Annotated in this window: 18 protein-coding genes; 14 read left to right on the forward strand and 4 right to left on the reverse strand. The window is 70.7% G+C overall.

All coding sequences use genetic code 11. The annotated features are described in order from the left end of the window. Positions 1 to 87 precede the first annotated feature (87 nt). The gene (locus CQ047_RS10025; protein ID WP_105674783.1) at positions 88 to 438 is read left to right on the forward strand and encodes a hypothetical protein; all 351 of its coding nucleotides are present in this window, start codon (positions 88 to 90) and stop codon (positions 436 to 438) included. Positions 439 to 505: 67 nt separating this feature from the next. On the opposite strand, the gene sufU is transcribed toward CQ047_RS10025, so the two are convergent. Both sufU and CQ047_RS10035 read right to left on the reverse strand, forming a co-directional pair. Next, the gene (gene sufU, locus CQ047_RS10030; protein ID WP_105674785.1) at positions 506 to 940 is read right to left on the reverse strand and encodes a Fe-S cluster assembly sulfur transfer protein SufU; all 435 of its coding nucleotides are present in this window, start codon (positions 938 to 940) and stop codon (positions 506 to 508) included. Continuing rightward, positions 937 to 2,229 carry an aminotransferase class V-fold PLP-dependent enzyme gene (locus CQ047_RS10035; RefSeq protein ID WP_105674787.1) on the reverse strand — a complete coding sequence of 431 codons (1,293 nt, stop codon included), beginning with the start codon at positions 2,227 to 2,229 and terminating at the stop codon, positions 937 to 939. Before CQ047_RS10035 ends, sufU begins: the two co-directional genes overlap by 4 nt. Positions 2,230 to 2,355: 126 nt before the next feature. Between CQ047_RS10035 and CQ047_RS10040 the strand changes: the two genes are divergently transcribed. The 3 genes from CQ047_RS10040 to CQ047_RS10050 all read left to right on the forward strand — a co-directional run bounded on the left by CQ047_RS10040 (position 2,356) and on the right by CQ047_RS10050 (position 4,450). Then, the gene (locus CQ047_RS10040; protein ID WP_105674789.1) at positions 2,356 to 3,237 is read left to right on the forward strand and encodes an RNA polymerase sigma-70 factor; all 882 of its coding nucleotides are present in this window, start codon (positions 2,356 to 2,358) and stop codon (positions 3,235 to 3,237) included. Continuing rightward, positions 3,234 to 3,617, forward strand: a complete 384-nt coding sequence (locus tag CQ047_RS10045) for a hypothetical protein (protein ID WP_146114313.1) — start codon at positions 3,234 to 3,236, stop codon at positions 3,615 to 3,617. Before CQ047_RS10040 ends, CQ047_RS10045 begins: the two co-directional genes overlap by 4 nt. Before the next feature lie 77 nt (positions 3,618 to 3,694). Then, positions 3,695 to 4,450, forward strand: coding sequence for an SDR family oxidoreductase (locus tag CQ047_RS10050; RefSeq protein ID WP_105674793.1), 756 nt, complete (start codon positions 3,695 to 3,697; stop codon positions 4,448 to 4,450). A 7-nt stretch (positions 4,451 to 4,457) separates the two neighbouring features. Here the strand turns inward: CQ047_RS10050 and CQ047_RS10055 are convergent, their stop codons facing one another. Continuing rightward, positions 4,458 to 4,838 carry a helix-turn-helix domain-containing protein gene (locus CQ047_RS10055; RefSeq protein WP_105674795.1) on the reverse strand — a complete coding sequence of 127 codons (381 nt, stop codon included), beginning with the start codon at positions 4,836 to 4,838 and terminating at the stop codon, positions 4,458 to 4,460. An 87-nt stretch (positions 4,839 to 4,925) separates the two neighbouring features. Here CQ047_RS10055 and CQ047_RS10060 point away from each other — a divergent pair, with 87 nt between their 5' ends. The 8 genes from CQ047_RS10060 to CQ047_RS10095 all read left to right on the forward strand — a co-directional run bounded on the left by CQ047_RS10060 (position 4,926) and on the right by CQ047_RS10095 (position 14,022). Then, entirely contained in the window at positions 4,926 to 5,318 is a 393-nt protein-coding gene (locus CQ047_RS10060; RefSeq protein ID WP_105674797.1) for a nuclear transport factor 2 family protein, read from the forward strand. 71 nt (positions 5,319 to 5,389) lie between these two features. After that, positions 5,390 to 6,037 (forward strand): LysE family translocator, encoded by a 648-nt coding sequence (locus CQ047_RS10065; protein ID WP_105674799.1) that lies wholly within the window; start codon positions 5,390 to 5,392, stop codon positions 6,035 to 6,037. Positions 6,038 to 6,138: 101 nt separating this feature from the next. Then, positions 6,139 to 7,611 (forward strand): pyridoxal-dependent decarboxylase, encoded by a 1,473-nt coding sequence (locus CQ047_RS10070; protein ID WP_181155900.1) that lies wholly within the window; start codon positions 6,139 to 6,141, stop codon positions 7,609 to 7,611. Further along, positions 7,608 to 8,936, forward strand: a complete 1,329-nt coding sequence (locus CQ047_RS10075) for a lysine N(6)-hydroxylase/L-ornithine N(5)-oxygenase family protein (protein WP_105674801.1) — start codon at positions 7,608 to 7,610, stop codon at positions 8,934 to 8,936. The genes CQ047_RS10070 and CQ047_RS10075 overlap by 4 nt, the downstream gene beginning before the upstream one ends. Next, a complete protein-coding gene (locus tag CQ047_RS10080) occupies positions 8,933 to 9,514 on the forward strand; it encodes a GNAT family N-acetyltransferase (RefSeq protein ID WP_105674803.1) in 582 nt (193 codons plus the stop codon). The genes CQ047_RS10075 and CQ047_RS10080 overlap by 4 nt, the downstream gene beginning before the upstream one ends. After that, the gene (locus tag CQ047_RS10085) at positions 9,511 to 11,301 is read left to right on the forward strand and encodes an IucA/IucC family siderophore biosynthesis protein (protein WP_105674805.1); all 1,791 of its coding nucleotides are present in this window, start codon (positions 9,511 to 9,513) and stop codon (positions 11,299 to 11,301) included. Before CQ047_RS10080 ends, CQ047_RS10085 begins: the two co-directional genes overlap by 4 nt. Before the next feature lie 4 nt (positions 11,302 to 11,305). Beyond that, positions 11,306 to 13,408, forward strand: a complete 2,103-nt coding sequence (locus CQ047_RS10090; protein ID WP_105674807.1) for a penicillin acylase family protein — start codon at positions 11,306 to 11,308, stop codon at positions 13,406 to 13,408. Continuing rightward, a complete protein-coding gene (locus CQ047_RS10095) occupies positions 13,405 to 14,022 on the forward strand; it encodes a GNAT family N-acetyltransferase (protein WP_105674809.1) in 618 nt (205 codons plus the stop codon). Before CQ047_RS10090 ends, CQ047_RS10095 begins: the two co-directional genes overlap by 4 nt. A 6-nt stretch (positions 14,023 to 14,028) precedes the next feature. Here the strand turns inward: CQ047_RS10095 and CQ047_RS10100 are convergent, their stop codons facing one another. Further along, on the reverse strand, positions 14,029 to 14,892 hold the full coding sequence (locus tag CQ047_RS10100) for an AraC family transcriptional regulator (RefSeq protein ID WP_105674811.1): 864 nt from the start codon (positions 14,890 to 14,892) through the stop codon (positions 14,029 to 14,031). Between the two features lie 125 nt (positions 14,893 to 15,017). On the opposite strand from CQ047_RS10100, the gene CQ047_RS10105 reads away from it, so the two are divergent. Together CQ047_RS10105 and CQ047_RS10110 are read left to right on the forward strand one after the other, a co-directional pair. Next, positions 15,018 to 15,953, forward strand: coding sequence for an NAD(P)-dependent oxidoreductase (locus tag CQ047_RS10105; protein WP_105674813.1), 936 nt, complete (start codon positions 15,018 to 15,020; stop codon positions 15,951 to 15,953). A gap of 130 nt (positions 15,954 to 16,083) precedes the next feature. Next, complete coding sequence (locus tag CQ047_RS10110; protein WP_105674815.1) at positions 16,084 to 16,905, forward strand: hypothetical protein; 822 nt, start codon at positions 16,084 to 16,086, stop codon at positions 16,903 to 16,905.

Here is a 16,905-nt window from a genome sequence, read left to right on the forward strand (position 1 = left end):
CCTCGTCCACCCACTACCTGACTACCATCGGTCACAGACTGACCAGCATCAGTCTTAGGAGACCACGAAGAAGAGGATTGAACACACATGGGCGTTTCCGTCTACTACTCGCTTGCCCGTGAACGCCCGCTCACGCCCGACGAAGCGCATGCTCTCAACACCGCATTCGACGGTGCGACACTGCCGAGCGGCACCGAGCCGCTGGCGTTCTACGAAGAACCCGAGACCGTCGTGAGCACCGACGACTGGGAGCTTTCCGGCTCGAGCAAGCTCCCGTCCAACCACTTCACAGCGCCGCGTGCGGTCAAGAAGTTGCTACGAGGTCTTTCCGCCGCCAGGCGCGCCGTCCCGGACGCCGACTGGTCAGTGCAGCTCGACGACGAACCAGTGGCATGGAACACCGAGACCACGGAGTACGACCTCAACCCCTCACGCTGACGAACGCGCACCCTCTGCGACGTCGATGCGGTGCCGGGGAAGAGGCTCCCGTATCATGTCCGGCTCCTCAGCTCTTGGCGAGTGCATCCTCCGCGGCGACCCAGGCGAGCATCGCGCACTTGACCCTGGCGACGTACTTCGAGACGCCGCCGAGCGCCGCGGCGTCGCCGAGCAGCTCCTCGTCGGGGAGGATCTTTCCGCGGGAGCGCATCGCCTCGCGGAAGGAGGCGATGCGCGTCTCCAGGTCGTCGACCGTCAGCCCCTCGGCGAGCTCGGACAGCAGGGACGCGGATGCCTGCGAGATCGCGCAGCCGTGCCCCTCCCAGGCGATCGCCTCGACCGAGCCGTCGGCTGCCCGATGCACCTGCAGGGTGATCTCGTCGCCGCAGGTGGGGTTGAGCTGGTGCGACTGCGCCGCGATCTCGCCGCGCAGCCCGAAGCCGTGCGGGGTGCGCGAATGGTCGAGGATCAGCTCCTGGTACAGGTTCTGCAGGTCGCTCATGCGCCCCTCCGGAAGAAATCGATGGCGCCGGCCGCGCCCGCGATGACGGCGTCGATCTCGGCATCCGTCGTGTAGAGATAGGTGCTCGCCCTCGTCGACGAGGTGATGCCGAGGCGGCGGTGCAGCGGCTGCGCGCAGTGGTGGCCCACGCGCACCGCGATGCCGAGGTCGTCGAGGTACTGCCCGACATCGTGCGAGTGGATGCCGGCCACGTCGAAGCTCGCGAGACCCACGCGCGGCAGGTCGATCCCGGCGCCGAGGACGCGCACGCCCTCGATCGCGCTCAGCCCCTCGACGAGACGCGCACCGAAGGCGGCCTCGTGCGCGGCGATGCGATCCATGCCCACCTCGGAGAGGTAGTCGACGGCCGCGGCGAGCGCGATCGCCTGCGAGACGCGCTGCGTGCCGGCCTCGAAGCGCTGCGGCGGCGGCAGGTACTCGGCCTCGGTCGTCGTGACCGTCGTGATCATGGAGCCGCCGGTGAGGAACGGGGGCATGGCCTCCAGCAGCTCCCGACGTCCGTACAGCGCGCCGATGCCGGTCGGCCCGAGCATCTTGTGCCCGGAGAGCACGGCGAAGTCGACGTCGAGCGCCTTCACGTCGAGCGGCAGGTGGGGCGCCGACTGGCAGGCGTCGAGGAGCACGAGCGCGCCGACGGCCCTGGCGAGCACGACGAGCCTGTCCACGGGGTTGATCACGCCGAGCACGTTCGAGACGTGTGTGAAGGCGACGATCCTCGTGCGCTCGGTGATGAGCTCGGCGGCGACATCGAGCCGCAGCGCGCCGTCGTCGTCGAGCGGGACGACCTTGAGCGTCGCTCCCGTGCGCGCGGCGAGCTCCTGCCACGGGATGAGGTTGGCGTGGTGCTCCATCTCGGTCGTGACGATCTCATCGCCCGCCCGCAGGCGCACGCGCTCCGCGGCCGCTCCCCCGCGTCCGAGCGAGGCGTTCGAGATCGAGTACGCGACGAGGTTGATCGCCTCGGTGGCGTTGGAGGTCCACACGATCTCGTCGTCGGAGGCCCCGACGAACCGGGCCACGGTGGCGCGGGCGTCTTCGAACAGCTCCGTCGCCTCGGCCGCGAGGGTGTGCGCGCCGCGGTGCACGGCGGAGTTCATGGTCGACGCGAACTCGCGCTCCGCGTCGAGCACCGCGAACGGCCGTTGCGAGGTCGCTCCGGAGTCGAGGTAGGCGAGCGGGTGCCCGTTCACCTCGGACTGCAGAATCGGGAAGTCGGCGCGCAGTCGCTGCACCTCGGCCTCGGTCAGCGGGGCGATCGATCCGGTCATCCTTCTAGCTTCTCACCTGGCGCTGTGTGCGAGGGTCGTGTCACGGATGCCGGGAGTATCCGGTCAGAGCTGACGAGGAGTGCGCACGACCGGCGGGCGTACCCTGGATCGACGAAACGAGGGGCGATGGCGGAGGGCGATCTGGACGAGGCCGTCACCGTGTTCGACGCCCAGCGACGGCGACTGTTCGGCATCGCGTATCGGATGCTGGGGACGGTGGCCGACGCCGAGGATATGGTGCAGGAGACCTGGATCCGCTGGCAGGGCGCCGATCGCTCCGGCATCCGGGAGCCGGGGGCGTTCCTCGCGACGATCATCACCAGGCTCTCGATCAACGCCCTGCAGTCGGCGCACGCGCGTCGGGAGACGTACATCGGACCGTGGCTGCCCGAACCGGTGAACACGGACGACGACCCGACTCTCGGGGCCGAGACGGGCGAGGCGCTGCAGTACGCCGTGCTGATCCTGCTCGAGAAGCTCAGCCCGACCGAGCGGGCGGCCTATGTGCTGCGGGAGGCGTTCGACTACCCGTATCCGCGCATCGCGGAGATCATCGCGACGTCCGCCGTCAACGCGCGTCAGCTGGTGAGCAGGGCGCGCGCCCACCTCTCCTCCGCCCGGAGGACGACGGCGAGCGCGCACGAGCAGCGCCGTCTGCTCGAGGCCTTCGTCACGGCCGCCCAGCGCGGCGACGTGGACGCGCTGGAGAGCCTTCTCGCGGAAGACGTCGTGAGCCGCACCGACGGCAACGGCGCGAAGCTCGCCGCACGCATCCCCGTCGCGGGACGCAGCAGGGTGGCGGCGTTCATCGCCGCGTTCTCCGGGCACTTCTGGACCGGCAAGCGGGTCGGCTGGGTCGAGGTGAACGGCCAGCCTGCCGCCACCCTCGCCGTCGACGGCGATGTCACCACCCTCGTGACGATCACGGCGGGCCCCGATGGCATCGAGCAGCTGCTCTGGGTCATGGCCCCCGACAAGCTCCGCAACGCGGAGCCGACCAGGGCATGACCTCACGGCGAACTCCGGCGTGGTGGCGGCGTCGCAGCCGGGACGCACCGGATGCCGAGTTGATGCAGAACTTGGCGACGGCTATCGGTGACGGCGACGCGACGAGCATCCGAGACCTGCTCGCCGCCGACGTCACCCTGATCGTGGACGACGGTCCGACGGGGACAGGCGGGGAGATCGCCGGCCGCGACGCTGTGGCGGGCGCGCTGCTCGTCTGCTCGACGGACGTCGCCGTCGTCGGGATCAACGGAGCGCCGGGGCTCGTCGCGCGCCGAGACGGACGGGCCGTGGCGGCCGTGTGCGCGTCGGCTCGACGCGGTCTTCTCGTATCGGTGTGGTCGGTGCGCGATCCGGAGAAGCTGCGACGATTGCGCGGCTGAACCTGTCACACCCGCGGGCGGCATCCGGTCACAGCTGGGGAGCGCACCATTCGGTGCGTCGCAGAGAAAGGCTGGACATGGCAAAGATCGTCGTCATCGGGGGCACAGGACTCATCGGGTCCAAGGTCGTCTCGAAGCTCACCGCGCACGGCCACGAGGCGGTCGCCGCCTCTCCGGGCACCGGCGTCGACTCGATCACCGGCGAGGGGCTCGCCGAGGCGCTGGACGGCGCCGACGTGGTCGTCGACGTCACGAACTCCCCGTCGTTCGAGAAGGATGCGGTGCGGGAGTTCTTCACGACCTCGACCGCGAACCTCCTCGCCGCGGAGAAGGCCGCGGGGGTCGGCCACCACGTCGCCCTGACCATCGTCGGCACCGACCGTCCGCAGGACATCGACTACTTCCACGCGAAGGCGGCGCAGGAGGCCCTCATCGCCGAATCGGGGGTCCCGTACTCGTTCGTGCACGCGACGCAGTTCTTCGAGTTCATCGGCAGCATCGCGGCCACCGTCGCGGCGGGCGCCGAGGTGCGGCTGCCCGGCGCGCTGATCCAGCCCATCGCGGCGGAGGACGTCGCGACGGCCGTCGCCCGCACCGCCGTCGGAGCCCCGTTGAACGGCGGCATCGAGATCGCGGGCCCTGAGGTGTTCCCGATGGACGAGTTCATCCGTCGAGGGCTCGCGTTCCGCGGAGACGACCGCGTCGTCGTGCAGGATCCGGATGCGCAGTACTTCGGGGCGCACATCGAGGAGCGCACCCTGCTCCCCGTCGAAGGCGCGCAGATCTTCCCGACGACGCTCGCGGAGTGGCTGCCGGAGAACCCGCCGCGCTGATCGCGGCTCAGCGGTCGCCGAGCACCCGCTCGTCGACCGCTTCGTCGTAGCGGTCCTGCGCCGCGAGCACGTCGTCGACGTGCGACTCCGCCCACACCTGCAGCGCCTGCAGCGGCTCGTGGAGGGTCGCGCCCAGCGGGGTGAGCGCGTAGCGGACGTGGCCGTCGTCGTCGGTCGTCCGCTCGATCATCCCGTCGCGCTCCAGCGCCCGCAGCGTATCGACGAGCACCTTCTTCGCGATGCCCTCGACCCGTCGATGAAGCTCGCCGAACCGCAGCGGCTGCTCGTGCAGGAGCACGACGATCATGGCCGTCCACTTGTTGGCGATGCGCGCGAGCGAGGTGCGAGAGGGGCATCGGGCCGAGAAGACGGTCCAGTCGGTGGGCATCCGCCGCTCCGTTCGGTGACGTTGAGGTGACCAGCCCTCGCTGGAGAAGCTGGATGCCCAGAGTAACGGGCCACAGGGAGGTTCATCATGTCGGCAATCGACGTCGTCGGACAGTACGGGGCGGCCATGGCCGCCGGAGACATGGAGGCGCTCGCAGCGACCTTCGGGGCGGATGCCGTGTGGCATCAGCCGGGATCGAACCAGCTGTCGGGAGATCACGTCGGTCCCGCGGCCATCGTCGCCCACCTGGGCCGGTTCATGCAGCTCAGCGGCGGGACGTTCGCCCTGGAGCCGGAATCGGTGACGGAGAGCGGCGACCTCGTCTCCATGACCGTGCGGTTCCGCGCGCGACGCGACGGGCAGGACGACCTCGATCAGCACGGCGTCGACGTGTTCCGCGTCGCGGGCGACCGGATCGTCGAGGTGTGGTTGATGAGCGAGGACCAGGCCGCGGAAGACCGCTTCTGGGACGCAGCCTGACCGAGAGCGGGCGGCCGATCGGGCCGCCCGCTCTCTCCCCCGAACGACGCGAGAGGCTCTAGGCTCTCCTCATGTTCAGCGCCGAGACCCTCACGAGCTTCATCATCGCGGCGTTCATCATGGTCGTCATCCCGGGGCCCACGGTGCTGTTCACGATCGGACGCGCGATGGCGCTCGGCCGACTCGGCGGCTTCCTCAGCATCCTGGGCACCGCGCTCGGGTCGCTGCTCCTGGTCGGCGCCGTCGCTCTCGGCGTCGGGACGATCATCGCCCAGTCGGTCGTGTTGTTCACGATCGTCAAGGTGCTCGGCGCCGGCTACCTCGTGTTCCTCGGCATCCAGGCGATCAGGCATCGGAAGGATGCGGCGGGCGCCATCACCGGCGTGCAGCCGCGGAGGTCGAAGATCCGCGTGCTCGTCGAGGGCTTCGTGGTCGGAGTGAGCAACCCCAAGTCGATCGCGTTCTTCCTCGCGATCCTTCCGCAGTTCGTCGATCTGCACACGGGCTCGGTGCCTCTCCAGCTCTTCGTGCTCGGTGCGATCACCGTCGCGATCGGGGTCTCCTGCGATGCGATCTGGGTGCTGCTCGCGAGCGCGGCCCGCGACTGGTTCGGCCGCTCTCCGCGCCGACTCGAGGCGATGGGCGCCACGGGAGGCGGCCTCATGATCGCCCTCGGGGCCTTCCTCCTGGTGTGGAGCGAGAAGCCCGCGACCACCTGAGCGCTCGCGTCCTCGTCGTCGCCGTCAGTGTGCGACGATTTATGACTGCGTCCATAAACTTCCTTATGTAGGATAGGCAATCCTAACTAAGGAGTCGATTCGTGCCTGAGCTGCTCACCTCGTCCACCGCCGATGTCTACCGCTCGCTGATCGCCCGCACCACCTCGCGGGTCGCCGACAGATTCGCCGAGACCGCGCAGCCCGCGTCGGGTGCATCCCGCGTCGAACTGCAACAGCTCGTGGATGCCGTCGAACTCACCGGATCGGGCATCGGCACCCCCTCCGCGATCCGGGAGATCGACGAGCTGTTCCTCGCCCACGCGGTGTGGTTCCACCACCCGATGTACGCGGCCCACCTGAACTGCCCCGTCGCGCTCCCCGCCGTCGCGGCGGAGTCGGTCCTCGCGGCCGTGAACACCTCGGTCGACACCTACGACCAGTCCGCCGTCGGCACGCTGATGGAACGGCGCCTCATCGAACTCGCGACCGGCTGGGCCGGGTTCTCCGCGGGCGACGGGGTCTTCACCTCCGGCGGCACCCAGTCGAACCTGCACGCCCTCTTCCTCGCGAGGGAGGCCGCGCTGGCCGTGCTCTCCTCCCCCCGCTCCGAGGCGATCCCGCGACTGGTCGTCTTCGCCACGGCATCCAGCCACTTCAGCGTCGGCAAGTCCGCGTTGCTGCTCGGACTCGCGGAAGACGCGGTGATCGAGGTCGCCGACGACGGTGAGGGACGGATGCTGCCCTCCGCCCTCGACGCTGCCCTCACCGCGGCGAGCGCCGCCGACCGCGTGCCGATGGCGGTCGTCGCGACGGCCGGGACCACCGACCGCGGCGTCATCGACCCGCTCGCGCTCCTCGCCGACGTCTGCGAGACCCACGGCGTGTGGATGCACGTGGATGCCGCGTACGGCGGCGGCCTGCTCGTCTCGCCGCGTCGCCGGCACCTGCTCGACGGCATCGAGCGGGCGCGGTCGGTGACCGTGGACTTCCACAAGAGCTTCTTCCAGCCGGTGTCGTCGAGCGCGATCCTCGTCAGCGAGCCGCGCGATCTCGCCGCCGGCGCATGGCACGCCGACTATCTGAACCCCGTCGAGAACGAGGAGCCCAACCAGGTCGACAAGTCCCTGCAGACGACGCGCCGCTTCGACGCGCTGAAGCTGTGGGTGACGCTCCGCGCGATGGGCGCCGACGGCGTCGGCGCCCTCTTCGACGAGGTGATCGACCTCGCGGCATCCGTCGGGGATCTCGTCGAGGCCGACCCCGACCTCGAGCTCGTCGGTCGCACGCAGCTGAGCACGGTGCTCTTCCGCGTCCGCCCGGACGGTGCCAGCCCGGCTGCGCAGGACGCGCTCGTCGCCGGTGTGCGCCGCGTGCTGTTCGAGTCCGGCCGCGCGCTCGTCGCGAAGACCGTGATCGACGGCCGCCCCTGCCTGAAGCTCACCCTGCTGAATCCCGAGACCACCCTCGACGACGTGCGGGCGATCCTCGGCATGGTGAAGGATGCCGCGGCGGCGCTCGCGGGGATGTCCGCCGATCTCGACGTCGCCCTCGTCGGAGCGGAGGCATCGGCATGAGCGCGCACGTGCACGACATCGTCGGCGTCGGCATCGGCCCCTTCAACCTCGGCCTGGCGTGCCTGGCGGATCCGCTCGGGCTGGACGCCGTGTTCCTCGACCGCGCCGACGGCTTCCGGTGGCACCACGGCATGATGATCGAGGGCGCGACGATCCAGGTGCCGTTCCTCGCCGATCTCGTGACGATGGCCGACCCGACCTCGCCGTTCTCCTTCCTCAACTGGCTGAAGCAGTCGGGCAGGCTGTACCCCTTCTACATCCGCGAGAGCTTCTACGCACTGCGCGCCGAGTACGACGCCTACTGCCGCTGGGCGGCCGCACAGCTCCCCCAGCTGCAGTGGAACAACGAGGTCGTCGCCGTCGAGCACGATGCGGCCGACGATGTCTACGTCGTCCGCGCGATGCGCACCGACACGGGCGAGGAGCGCACGCTGCGCGCCAGGCACGTCGTCGTCGGCGTAGGGACCAGGCCCCGGGTGCCGCAGGCGCTGCGCGACGTCTCGGGTCATGCCGTGCACAGCTCGGAGTACCTGGAGAACCGCGACGCGCTCAGGGCCACCGACTCGATCACGGTCGTGGGCAGCGGCCAGTCCGCAGCCGAGATCTACCGCGACCTTCTGGAGGGCGCCCGCGACGGCGGATACCGGCTGGACTGGATCACCCGTTCGCCGCGGTTCTTCCCGATGGAGTACACGAAGCTCACGCTGGAGATGACCTCCCCCGAGTACACCGACCACTTCCACTCGCTCCCCATCGCCCTGCGTCAGCACCTGGGGCGCGAGCAGCGGAGCCTGTACAAGGGCATCTCCGCCGACCTCATCGACGACATCTACGACACCCTCTACCGGCTCAGCGCCGACGGGCCGGTGCCGACCACGCTGCTCACCGACACCGAGGTGACGGCGGCGTCGTGGGACGGCACCCGGCACCACCTCACGCTGCAGCACGGACAGCTCGGCGAGGAGCACGAGCGGGAAACCGCGTCGCTGGTGCTCGCGACCGGATACTCGGCCGAGACGCCGCCGTTCCTCTCCGGCATCGCGGACCGCCTCGACTGGGATGCGCTGGGCAGGCTCGACGTCGCACGCGACTACAGCGTCGACGGCGGCCGCGGGCGCGTCTTCGTGCAGAACGGCGAGGAGCACACCCACGGCCTCACCGCGCCCGACCTCGGCTTCGGGGCGTGGCGCAACTCGTCGATCCTCGCCTCGATCACGGGGCGCGAGGTCTACCCGATCGAGCGCCGCATCGCGTTCCAGGACTTCGGCATCCCCGCGGATGCCGGACGCGCGCCGGCGCTCCACGCGGGGGAGGTCGCACGATGAGCGTCGCGACGGACCTCGACATCACCCTGATCCCCGCCGACCCGCGGCGCGACGCCGTCGTGCTGCAGAGCTGGCTGTCCGATCCGCACTCCGCGTTCTGGGGGATGACCGCTCTGGATGCCGCGCAGGTCGAGGAGTACCTCGCCTCCGTGACGACCGCGCCGGGACAGCAGGCCTGGCTGGGGCTGATCGACGGTGCACCCGCGTTCTACGCCGAGACCTACGACCCCGCCCGCGTGCTGCTGACCGAGGTGCACGTGGCGGCGCCGGGAGACCTCGGCATGCACGTCCTCATCTCCCCGCCTGGAGCCGTCACGCGGCACGGTCTGACCGACGCCGTGTTCGCCGCGGTCATGACGTGGTGCTTCGACGGACTCGGTGCGACGCGGGTGGTGGTCGAGCCCGACGTCCGCAACGAGAGGATCCGTGCGAAGAACGTGCGGGCCGGCTTCCAGGAGCTCGGCGAGGTCGTCGTCGACGAGGGCGGTCACCTCAAGGCCGCGATGCTGTCCACCTGCACGCGGGAGGCCTTCGCGGCATCCGCGCTCACCCGCCTCGATCGAGAGGAGCGCGCATGATCGCGCCCGCCGACCATCTGACCCCCGACGCCCTCGAGCGCGCGCAGCGCCACCTCGTGGCGAAGGCCATCGCGGAGTTCGCCCACGAGCGGCTCATCTCCCCGGAGCGCCGCGACGACGGCGGCTGGCGCCTCACGGTTCCCCTGGGCGACGCCGAGTACCTGTTCGACGCCGTCCGTGCAGAGCTCGACCACTGGATTGTGGATGAGGACAGCATCCGCCGTCTCGTCCGCGGGACGGCGACGGATCTCGACGCCCAGCAGCTGATCCTGGAGCTGCAGCCGCAGCTGGGCCTCTCCGACGAGCTGCTGCCGCTCTACCTCGAGGAGATCGCCTCCACGCTGGCCGGCTCGATGTTCAAGATCGCGCAGGGCGGTCCGACGGCGGATGCTCTGGCCGACGCCGACTTCCAGACCGTCGAGGCGGCGATGACCGAGGGCCACCCCGGGTTCGTCGCCAACAACGGGCGCATCGGCTTCGGCGTCTCCGACCATGCGGCGTTCGCCCCGGAGGCAGGACGCCCGTTCCGTCTGGTGTGGACGGCCGCGCGCCGCTCCTCCTCTCACCTCGCGCTCGGCGCCGGGATCGATGAGGAGCAGCTGCTGTCGGGCGAGCTGAGCGCCGCGGAGCGCGACCGGTTCGCAACGCGTCTGCGCGACCTCGGCGAGGACCCGGCGGACTTCCACCTGCTGCCGGTGCATCCGTGGCAGTGGGAGAACCGCGTCGCGATCACCTTCGCCCCCGACCTCGCCCGCCGCGATCTCGTGCTCATCGGGGAGAGCGACGACGAGTACCGCGCCCAGCAGTCCGTGCGGACGATGTTCAACACCTCCCACCCGCACCGTCACTACGTGAAGACCGCTCTCGCTGTGCAGAACATGGGCTTCCTCCGCGGCCTCTCCCCCGCCTACATGCGCGTCACGCCGGCGATCAACGACTGGGTCGCCGAGCTCGCAGCGGGCGACGACACCCTGCGGGACGCGGGCTTCCGGGTGCTGCGCGAGCGCGCGTCGATCGGATACACGGGCGACGTCTACCACCGCACGGCGGAGCCGTCGGCGCATCGGAAGATGCTCGCGGCCCTGTGGCGGGAGAGCCCCGTGCCCCTGGTCTCCGGTTCGCAGAGGCTGGCCACCCTCGCTTCGCTCCTGCACCGCGACGGAGAGGGCCGCTCCGTCGTCGGCGCACTCGTCCGCGCCTCCGGCATCCCCGCGGCGGAGTGGGTCCGCAGCGCGCTGCGCGCCTACCTGCGTCCGGTCGTGCACTGCCTGCTCGCGCACGACCTCGCCTTCATGCCCCACGGCGAGAACCTCATCCTGATCCTCGACGAGCACGTGCCGACCGGGGTGTTCATGAAGGACATCGGCGAGGAGGTGGCGCTGCTCTCCGCGCGCACGCTGCCGGAGGATGTGCGCAGGATCGTCTCCCCCGTCGATGACGAGGAGAAGGCGCTCGCGATCTTCACCGATGTCTTCGACGGCGTGCTGCGCCATCTGGCCGGGATCCTCCACGTCGACGGGGTGCTCCCGGAGATCGAGTTCTGGCGGCTCGTCGCGGAGACGGTCGACGAGCACGCCGCCGAGCATCCGCACCTGGACTCCCTGGTCGATCTGCGTGCGGACTCGTTCGCGCACTCCTGCCTGAACCGGCTGCAGCTGCGCAACACCCTGCGGATGGTGGACCTCGCCGATCAGTCCTCGTCGCTGATGTACGCAGGGCGGCTGGAGAACCCCATCGGCCGTGCGCGCATCCCGCAGCCCGCTGCACGGGAGACCGTGGGAGGCTGAGCGGATGGCAGAGGTGTTCCGGGACGACCTCGGCATCCCGCACATCCGGGCGACGGACGTGCGGGATCTCGCCGAGGCGCAGGGTGAGGTCACCGCGCGTGACCGCGGCTGGCAGATCGAGGTCGACCGTCTGCGAGCGGCGGGGCGTCTCTCCGAGCTCATCGGGGAGGCGGGCGTCGTGTGGGACGTCTTCGCCCGACGAGCGCGGCTCGACGAGACCGCGCGGCGCGCGTTCGACGCACTCGGTGAGGAGGATCGCGCCTTCGTGAGCGCCTACGCCGGGGGCGTGCGCCGAGGGATGGATGCCGCAGGCTCCCGCGCGGCGGAGTTCCGCGTGCTCGACGAGACGTTCGGCGACACCCGGCCGCTCACCGCCTGGGACGACCACGATCCGCTCGGCGTGCTGCACGTCGCGCACGCGCTGTTCTCGACGTTCCCGCACGTGCTGTGGCGCGAGCGGGTCGCGCTGGCGCTCGGCGACGAGTGGGCCGACCTCTTCGCCGGCGACTCCGGTGAGGAGACGACCCCGACGGCGGGCAGCAACGCCTGGGCGCTGCACGGATCGCGCACCGCCAGCGGGATGCCGCTGCTCGCGGGCGACCCACACCGGATCTTCGAGCTCCCCGGCGTGTATCAGCAGGTCAGGCTCGCGTGCGACGAGTTCGACGTGATCGGGCTCGCCTTCCCCGGCGTCCCTGGCGTGCCGCATTTCGGTCACACCGGCGACGCCGCCTGGGGCATCACGAACGCGATCGCGCACAGCGTGGACGTGTTCGAGGAGCGTCTGCGGACCGTGCAGGGCGGGTACGAGGCGCTCGGACCCCGCGGGTGGGAGCCCGTCGAGGTGCTCAGGTCGCTGATCGCGGTGCGCGGAGGCGACACGATCGAGGTCGAGTCGCTGGAGACGGCTCGCGGCTGCATCGTGACCGATCCGCATCCGCACGACGGCGGGCTGCGGGCCTGGAGCATCCGGCATCCCGCGCGGACGAACGCCGATCTCGGGGCCGGAGCGCTCCTGCCGCTGCTGCGGGCGCGCACGGCTCAGGACGTGATCTCGGCCTTCGGCCACTGGGTCGATCCCGTCAATCGCGTGCTCGCCGCAGACCGCGGAGGCGACGTGCTGTCGGCCACGGTCGGGACCGTTCCCCGACGCGAGAGGGACGAACGCCGACGCGCGCACTCCGCCGCGTCCGTCGCTCCCGCCCCCGACCGCGACCGGGTCGGCGCCGTCGTCGTGCGCGATGTCGCCGTGGACGCGAACGAGCGCCCGTCCGCCGCGGCGATCGACCTCGGCTGGGCGTACCCGTCGTCTCATCGGGCGTCGCGCATCGCCCGTCTTCTCGCCGACCTCGCCCCGCGCACCCCCGCGGACTTCGAGCCGATCTGGGGCGACACCGCATCGGGGTCGACGGCGCCGCTGCGCGCTCTGCTCCCCTCTCCCGACGCCTCGCTCTCCCCCGCGGCCGTGCGAGTCCGCGACCTCATCACGGCATGGGAGGGGCGGATGGATGCGGGCTCCGAGGCGGCCGGCGCCTTCGGCGCCTGGCGCGACGCCCTGGTGCAGGAGGCGGCCGCGCATCCGGCCATGGCGCCGCTGCGGGAGCCGCACCCCTTCGGCGCGGTCTTCGACCCGTGGATGGGCGTCGAAGGACAGGTCGCCGCGGTGCTCCCCCGGCTGCTCCAGCATCCGGCCCTGCGCGACGACGCTCCGGCTCTGGTGCGGCGGGCTCTGGAGAGGGCGGCGGACGCCGGCACCTGGGGATCGACGCACCGGATGCTGCCGACGCACGTCCTCGCGGATGTCCCCCGCGCCACGGCCCCGGTCGCGGGTCTCGACATCGAGCTGTCCGGAGACGGGGACGCCGTGCGCTGCACCGGATCGACCCCCGGGCTCACCGACCGCGCCTGGCGGGGCTCCGTCGCCCGGTGGGCATGGGACCTCGCCGACCGCGAGCAGAGCCTGTGGAGCGTGCCGTTCGGCGCCGCGGGCGCCCCCGACTCCCCGCACTTCTCCGATCAGCTCCGCGACTGGGCCGCCGTCCACCCCACGAGGGTCGTCACCGACTGGGCGGCGCTGCACGCCGACACCCCGACAGGAGCATCATGACCGCCATCCGCACCTCCCGCCTGGCGAGCGGTCCGGCGGGCGCAGTCGTGCACACGACGGACTCGCCCGCTCTCGGGCGCCTGGAGTTCACGGTGCTCGATCCGGTGGCCGAGCTCGACCTGCTGCACGACTGGGTCACCCGCCCCGCCTCGCGCTTCTGGGGGCTCTCCGAGCTTCCGCGAGAGGAGCTGCGCGACCTCTACCTCTTCGTCGACGGACTGCCGAGCCACCACGCGTTCCTCGTGCGCCGCGACGGGCTTCCGATCGTGCTCCTGCAGACGTACGAGCCTGAGAACGATCCGCTCGGCGAGGTCTACGACGCCCTCCCCGGAGACGCCGGCCTCCACTTCCTGCTCGGTGACCGCGGCGCACCCGTCGCGGGGTTCACCTCGCTCGTCGCCGAAGCGATGGCGGAGTTCCTGTTCGCCGGCCCTGACGTCGACCGCCTCGTGATCGAGCCCGACGTGCGCAACGAGCGCGCCGTCGCACGGGCGGTGAAGTCCGGCTTCGAGCTCGGCCCGCACGTCGACCTGCCGACCAAGACCGGACAGCTCGCCTTCCTCACCCGCGAGCGCTGGGAGAGCCTGCACGCGGAGCGCGCGGCGATCAGCTGATCGCCGTCACTCCGGTTCGACGGCCAGCCACAACTCGCAGGTGGCGTGCGTCCCGGTGAACTCCAGGTAGCGGACGATCGAGGGGCCGGGGCGCAGCCGCCACGGGTGGGACGGGAACCACTCGGTCGCGGTCGCCGCCCACAGGCTCTGCAGGGTGTCGGGGAACGGACCGGTCGCCGAGAAGACGGCCCAGGCTCCGCCCTCGACGCGCACGACGTCGAGGGCGTCCGGCACCGCGGTGGTCGGCGCCAGGGACACTCCGTGCAGGTAGGTCAGCGTCGTCCCGTCGGGGGCATCCGGCTCGATGTCGCCGGTCACCGCGAGGATGCCGGAGGGCTCGGCGTCGTTCAGCCCCTTGAGCCGCACGTGCTCCTCGGGTGCGATGGCGGCGATGTGCTGTTGGATGTGCGGGTTGACGCCCTCGTGGATGAGCGGCACGCGTGCGGCGTGGCCGACGAGCACGAGTTCGGGCAGGGTGATGACGGTGACGTCCATGGGGACGCTCCCTTCTACGCTCAGGCGGAACCGGAGCATGGGTTGTGTGCGGAGAGGACCCCCGTCTCGTCGCGCCTCCGCCGGGCCGATGCCGTGCACGGCGCGGAACGCCCGGCCGAACGCCTCGACCGAGCCGTAGCCGTGTCGAACCGCGACGTCCAGGACGTTCGGCGCCCCGCCGACAAGTTCCGCGGCGGCGAGCGTCATGCGCCGGCGCCGGACGTACTCCGACAGGGGCATTCCGGCGAGCGCCGAGAACATCCGGCGCAGGTGGTACTCGGTGGTTCCCTGCGCGCGGGCGAACCCGGCGACGTCGACCTCGGCCGCGGCATCCCGCTCCACGAGATCGACCAGTGCGTTGAGTGCTCCGATCATAGGGTCCTCCTTTCCTGTCCAGCATCCCTTCCGGCGGCGGGCTCGCACCCGATCGTTCCGGTCCGATCCGATCATGCCCGCACCGGGCCCCGCGCGCGATGTGCTTTCCTGGTGAGGGAGGCGCCATGAAGATCCTTGTCCCGAACACCATCGAGCTGCAGCTCGGATCCGATGCGGAGGTCGTGGTCTACGACGTATCCGCGGACATCCCCGCAGAGCATAGGGATGCCGAGGTGCTGGTCACCTGGCAGAACCCGGGGCGCCAGCTCGACCACGCCGTGCGGGATCTGCCGGAGCTGCGGCTCGTGCAGACGCTGGCTGCGGGGCCGGATGCCGTGCTCGCCGCCGGATTCGCCGCGGACGTGCGGATCTGCTCCGGGCGCTCCCTGCACGACGGCCCCGTCGCCGAGCACGCTCTCGCGCTGATCCTCGGGGCGGTGCGCCGACTCGACCTGCTCCACGACGCGCAGCGCGAACGGCGGTGGGACGCGGACTTCATCTCCGCCCAGAGCGCCGCGGAGACCCGCTCCGCGTACACCCTCGCCGGATCCCGCGTGACGATCTGGGGCTTCGGCTCGATCGCCGCACGACTCGCCCCCATGCTCGGTCTGCTCGGCGCCGACGTGCGCGGCATCGCCCGCAGCTCCGGCATCCGGTCCGGGTTCGAGGTGCGCGCGGAGGCGGACGCCGCCGAGGTGCTGGCCGAGACCGACGTCCTCGTCTCCCTCGTCCCCGCCTCTCCCGAGACCGCCGACCTCTTCGACGCCGCGGTGTTCGGGATGCTGCGGCCGGGGGCCGTGTTCGTGAACGTCGGCCGCGGCGCCACCGTCGACGAGGACGCCCTGATCGACGCACTGGCGACGGGTCGGCTCCGCACCGCCGCGATCGACGTGATGAAGACCGAGCCCCTCGACGCGGAGTCCCCGCTGTGGACGACGCCGAACCTCGTGATCACCCCGCACGTCGCAGGCAACAGGCCCGTCGGCGCGAGCGCGCTCATCGACGAGAACGTCGCACGGCTCATCGCGGGCGAGGAGCTGAGGAACCAGGTCCGCCCCTGATCTCAAGGTTCCGAGAACCACTGGCATGCTGGATCCTGTGCACGACGATACAGACGACCATCCCGGGGCGACGGAAGAAGAGGTCCTTCGCGCACGCTCCGCTGCGACAGCCGCCGAAGGCTTGAGACGCATGGTCGAGACCACGGCGAAGATCTTCGAAGCCGTGACCGTGGAGTATGCGTCGATGCAACGCGCGGCAGAGACCATCATCCGCACCTTCGCCGAGCAGGTGGCGCCAGTCATCGATGCGTACGCGAGACCCGATCTCAGCGCTCTCGTCTCGACGTTGGGGACGGTCGTCGAGCAGCTGGCGAAGTATCTCCCCCCGAACTGGCGCGGTGCAGACATACCCGATCTCACCCTCGTGCAGAGCATCGCCGAGGACGAGGGCATCGCGTTGATCCACGTGCCCAGAGCATCCACCGTCACCTCTCTCCTCGCGGCGCCGAACGCTTCGGCCAGGCGCGCTCTTCTGGAAGAGCGGAGCGAGAGCATCGCGTCAGACTGCTGGGCCATCGCGAATGGCATGACCACAGCTCGGGGTCGCTCCCACGGCGTGTTCCTCGCTCACGCGATCGACGCACTGAACGCCGGACATGTCGAGGCATCTCAAGCGCTCTCTACGAACATCATCGACACCCTGGGGAGCGAGTATGTCGTCCCCGCGACCTTCGGGCACAAATGGGCGACGATCATGAGTCGGAACACCAGGAAGATGCGACTCGCCGCGTCTCTGCGCACGTCTCTCGTGCTCCTGCCCTTGGCATCGGCGTACGTGTCCTACGCGCCAGGTGACGAGTCGCCGACGGAGTTCAGCCGCCACGCGACCTCGCACGGGGTATCGCCACAGCAGTACACGCCGGCGAACGCGGTCATCGCGCTGATGTGCGCGGCTTCCCTGCTGCGTTGGCTCGAAGAGGACCTCGAGGCGTTCGGCCCCGTCGGCGACTGA

Source organism: Microbacterium sp. MYb72 (assembly GCF_002979415.1).
Classification (GTDB): Bacteria; Actinomycetota; Actinomycetes; order Actinomycetales; family Microbacteriaceae; genus Microbacterium; species Microbacterium natoriense.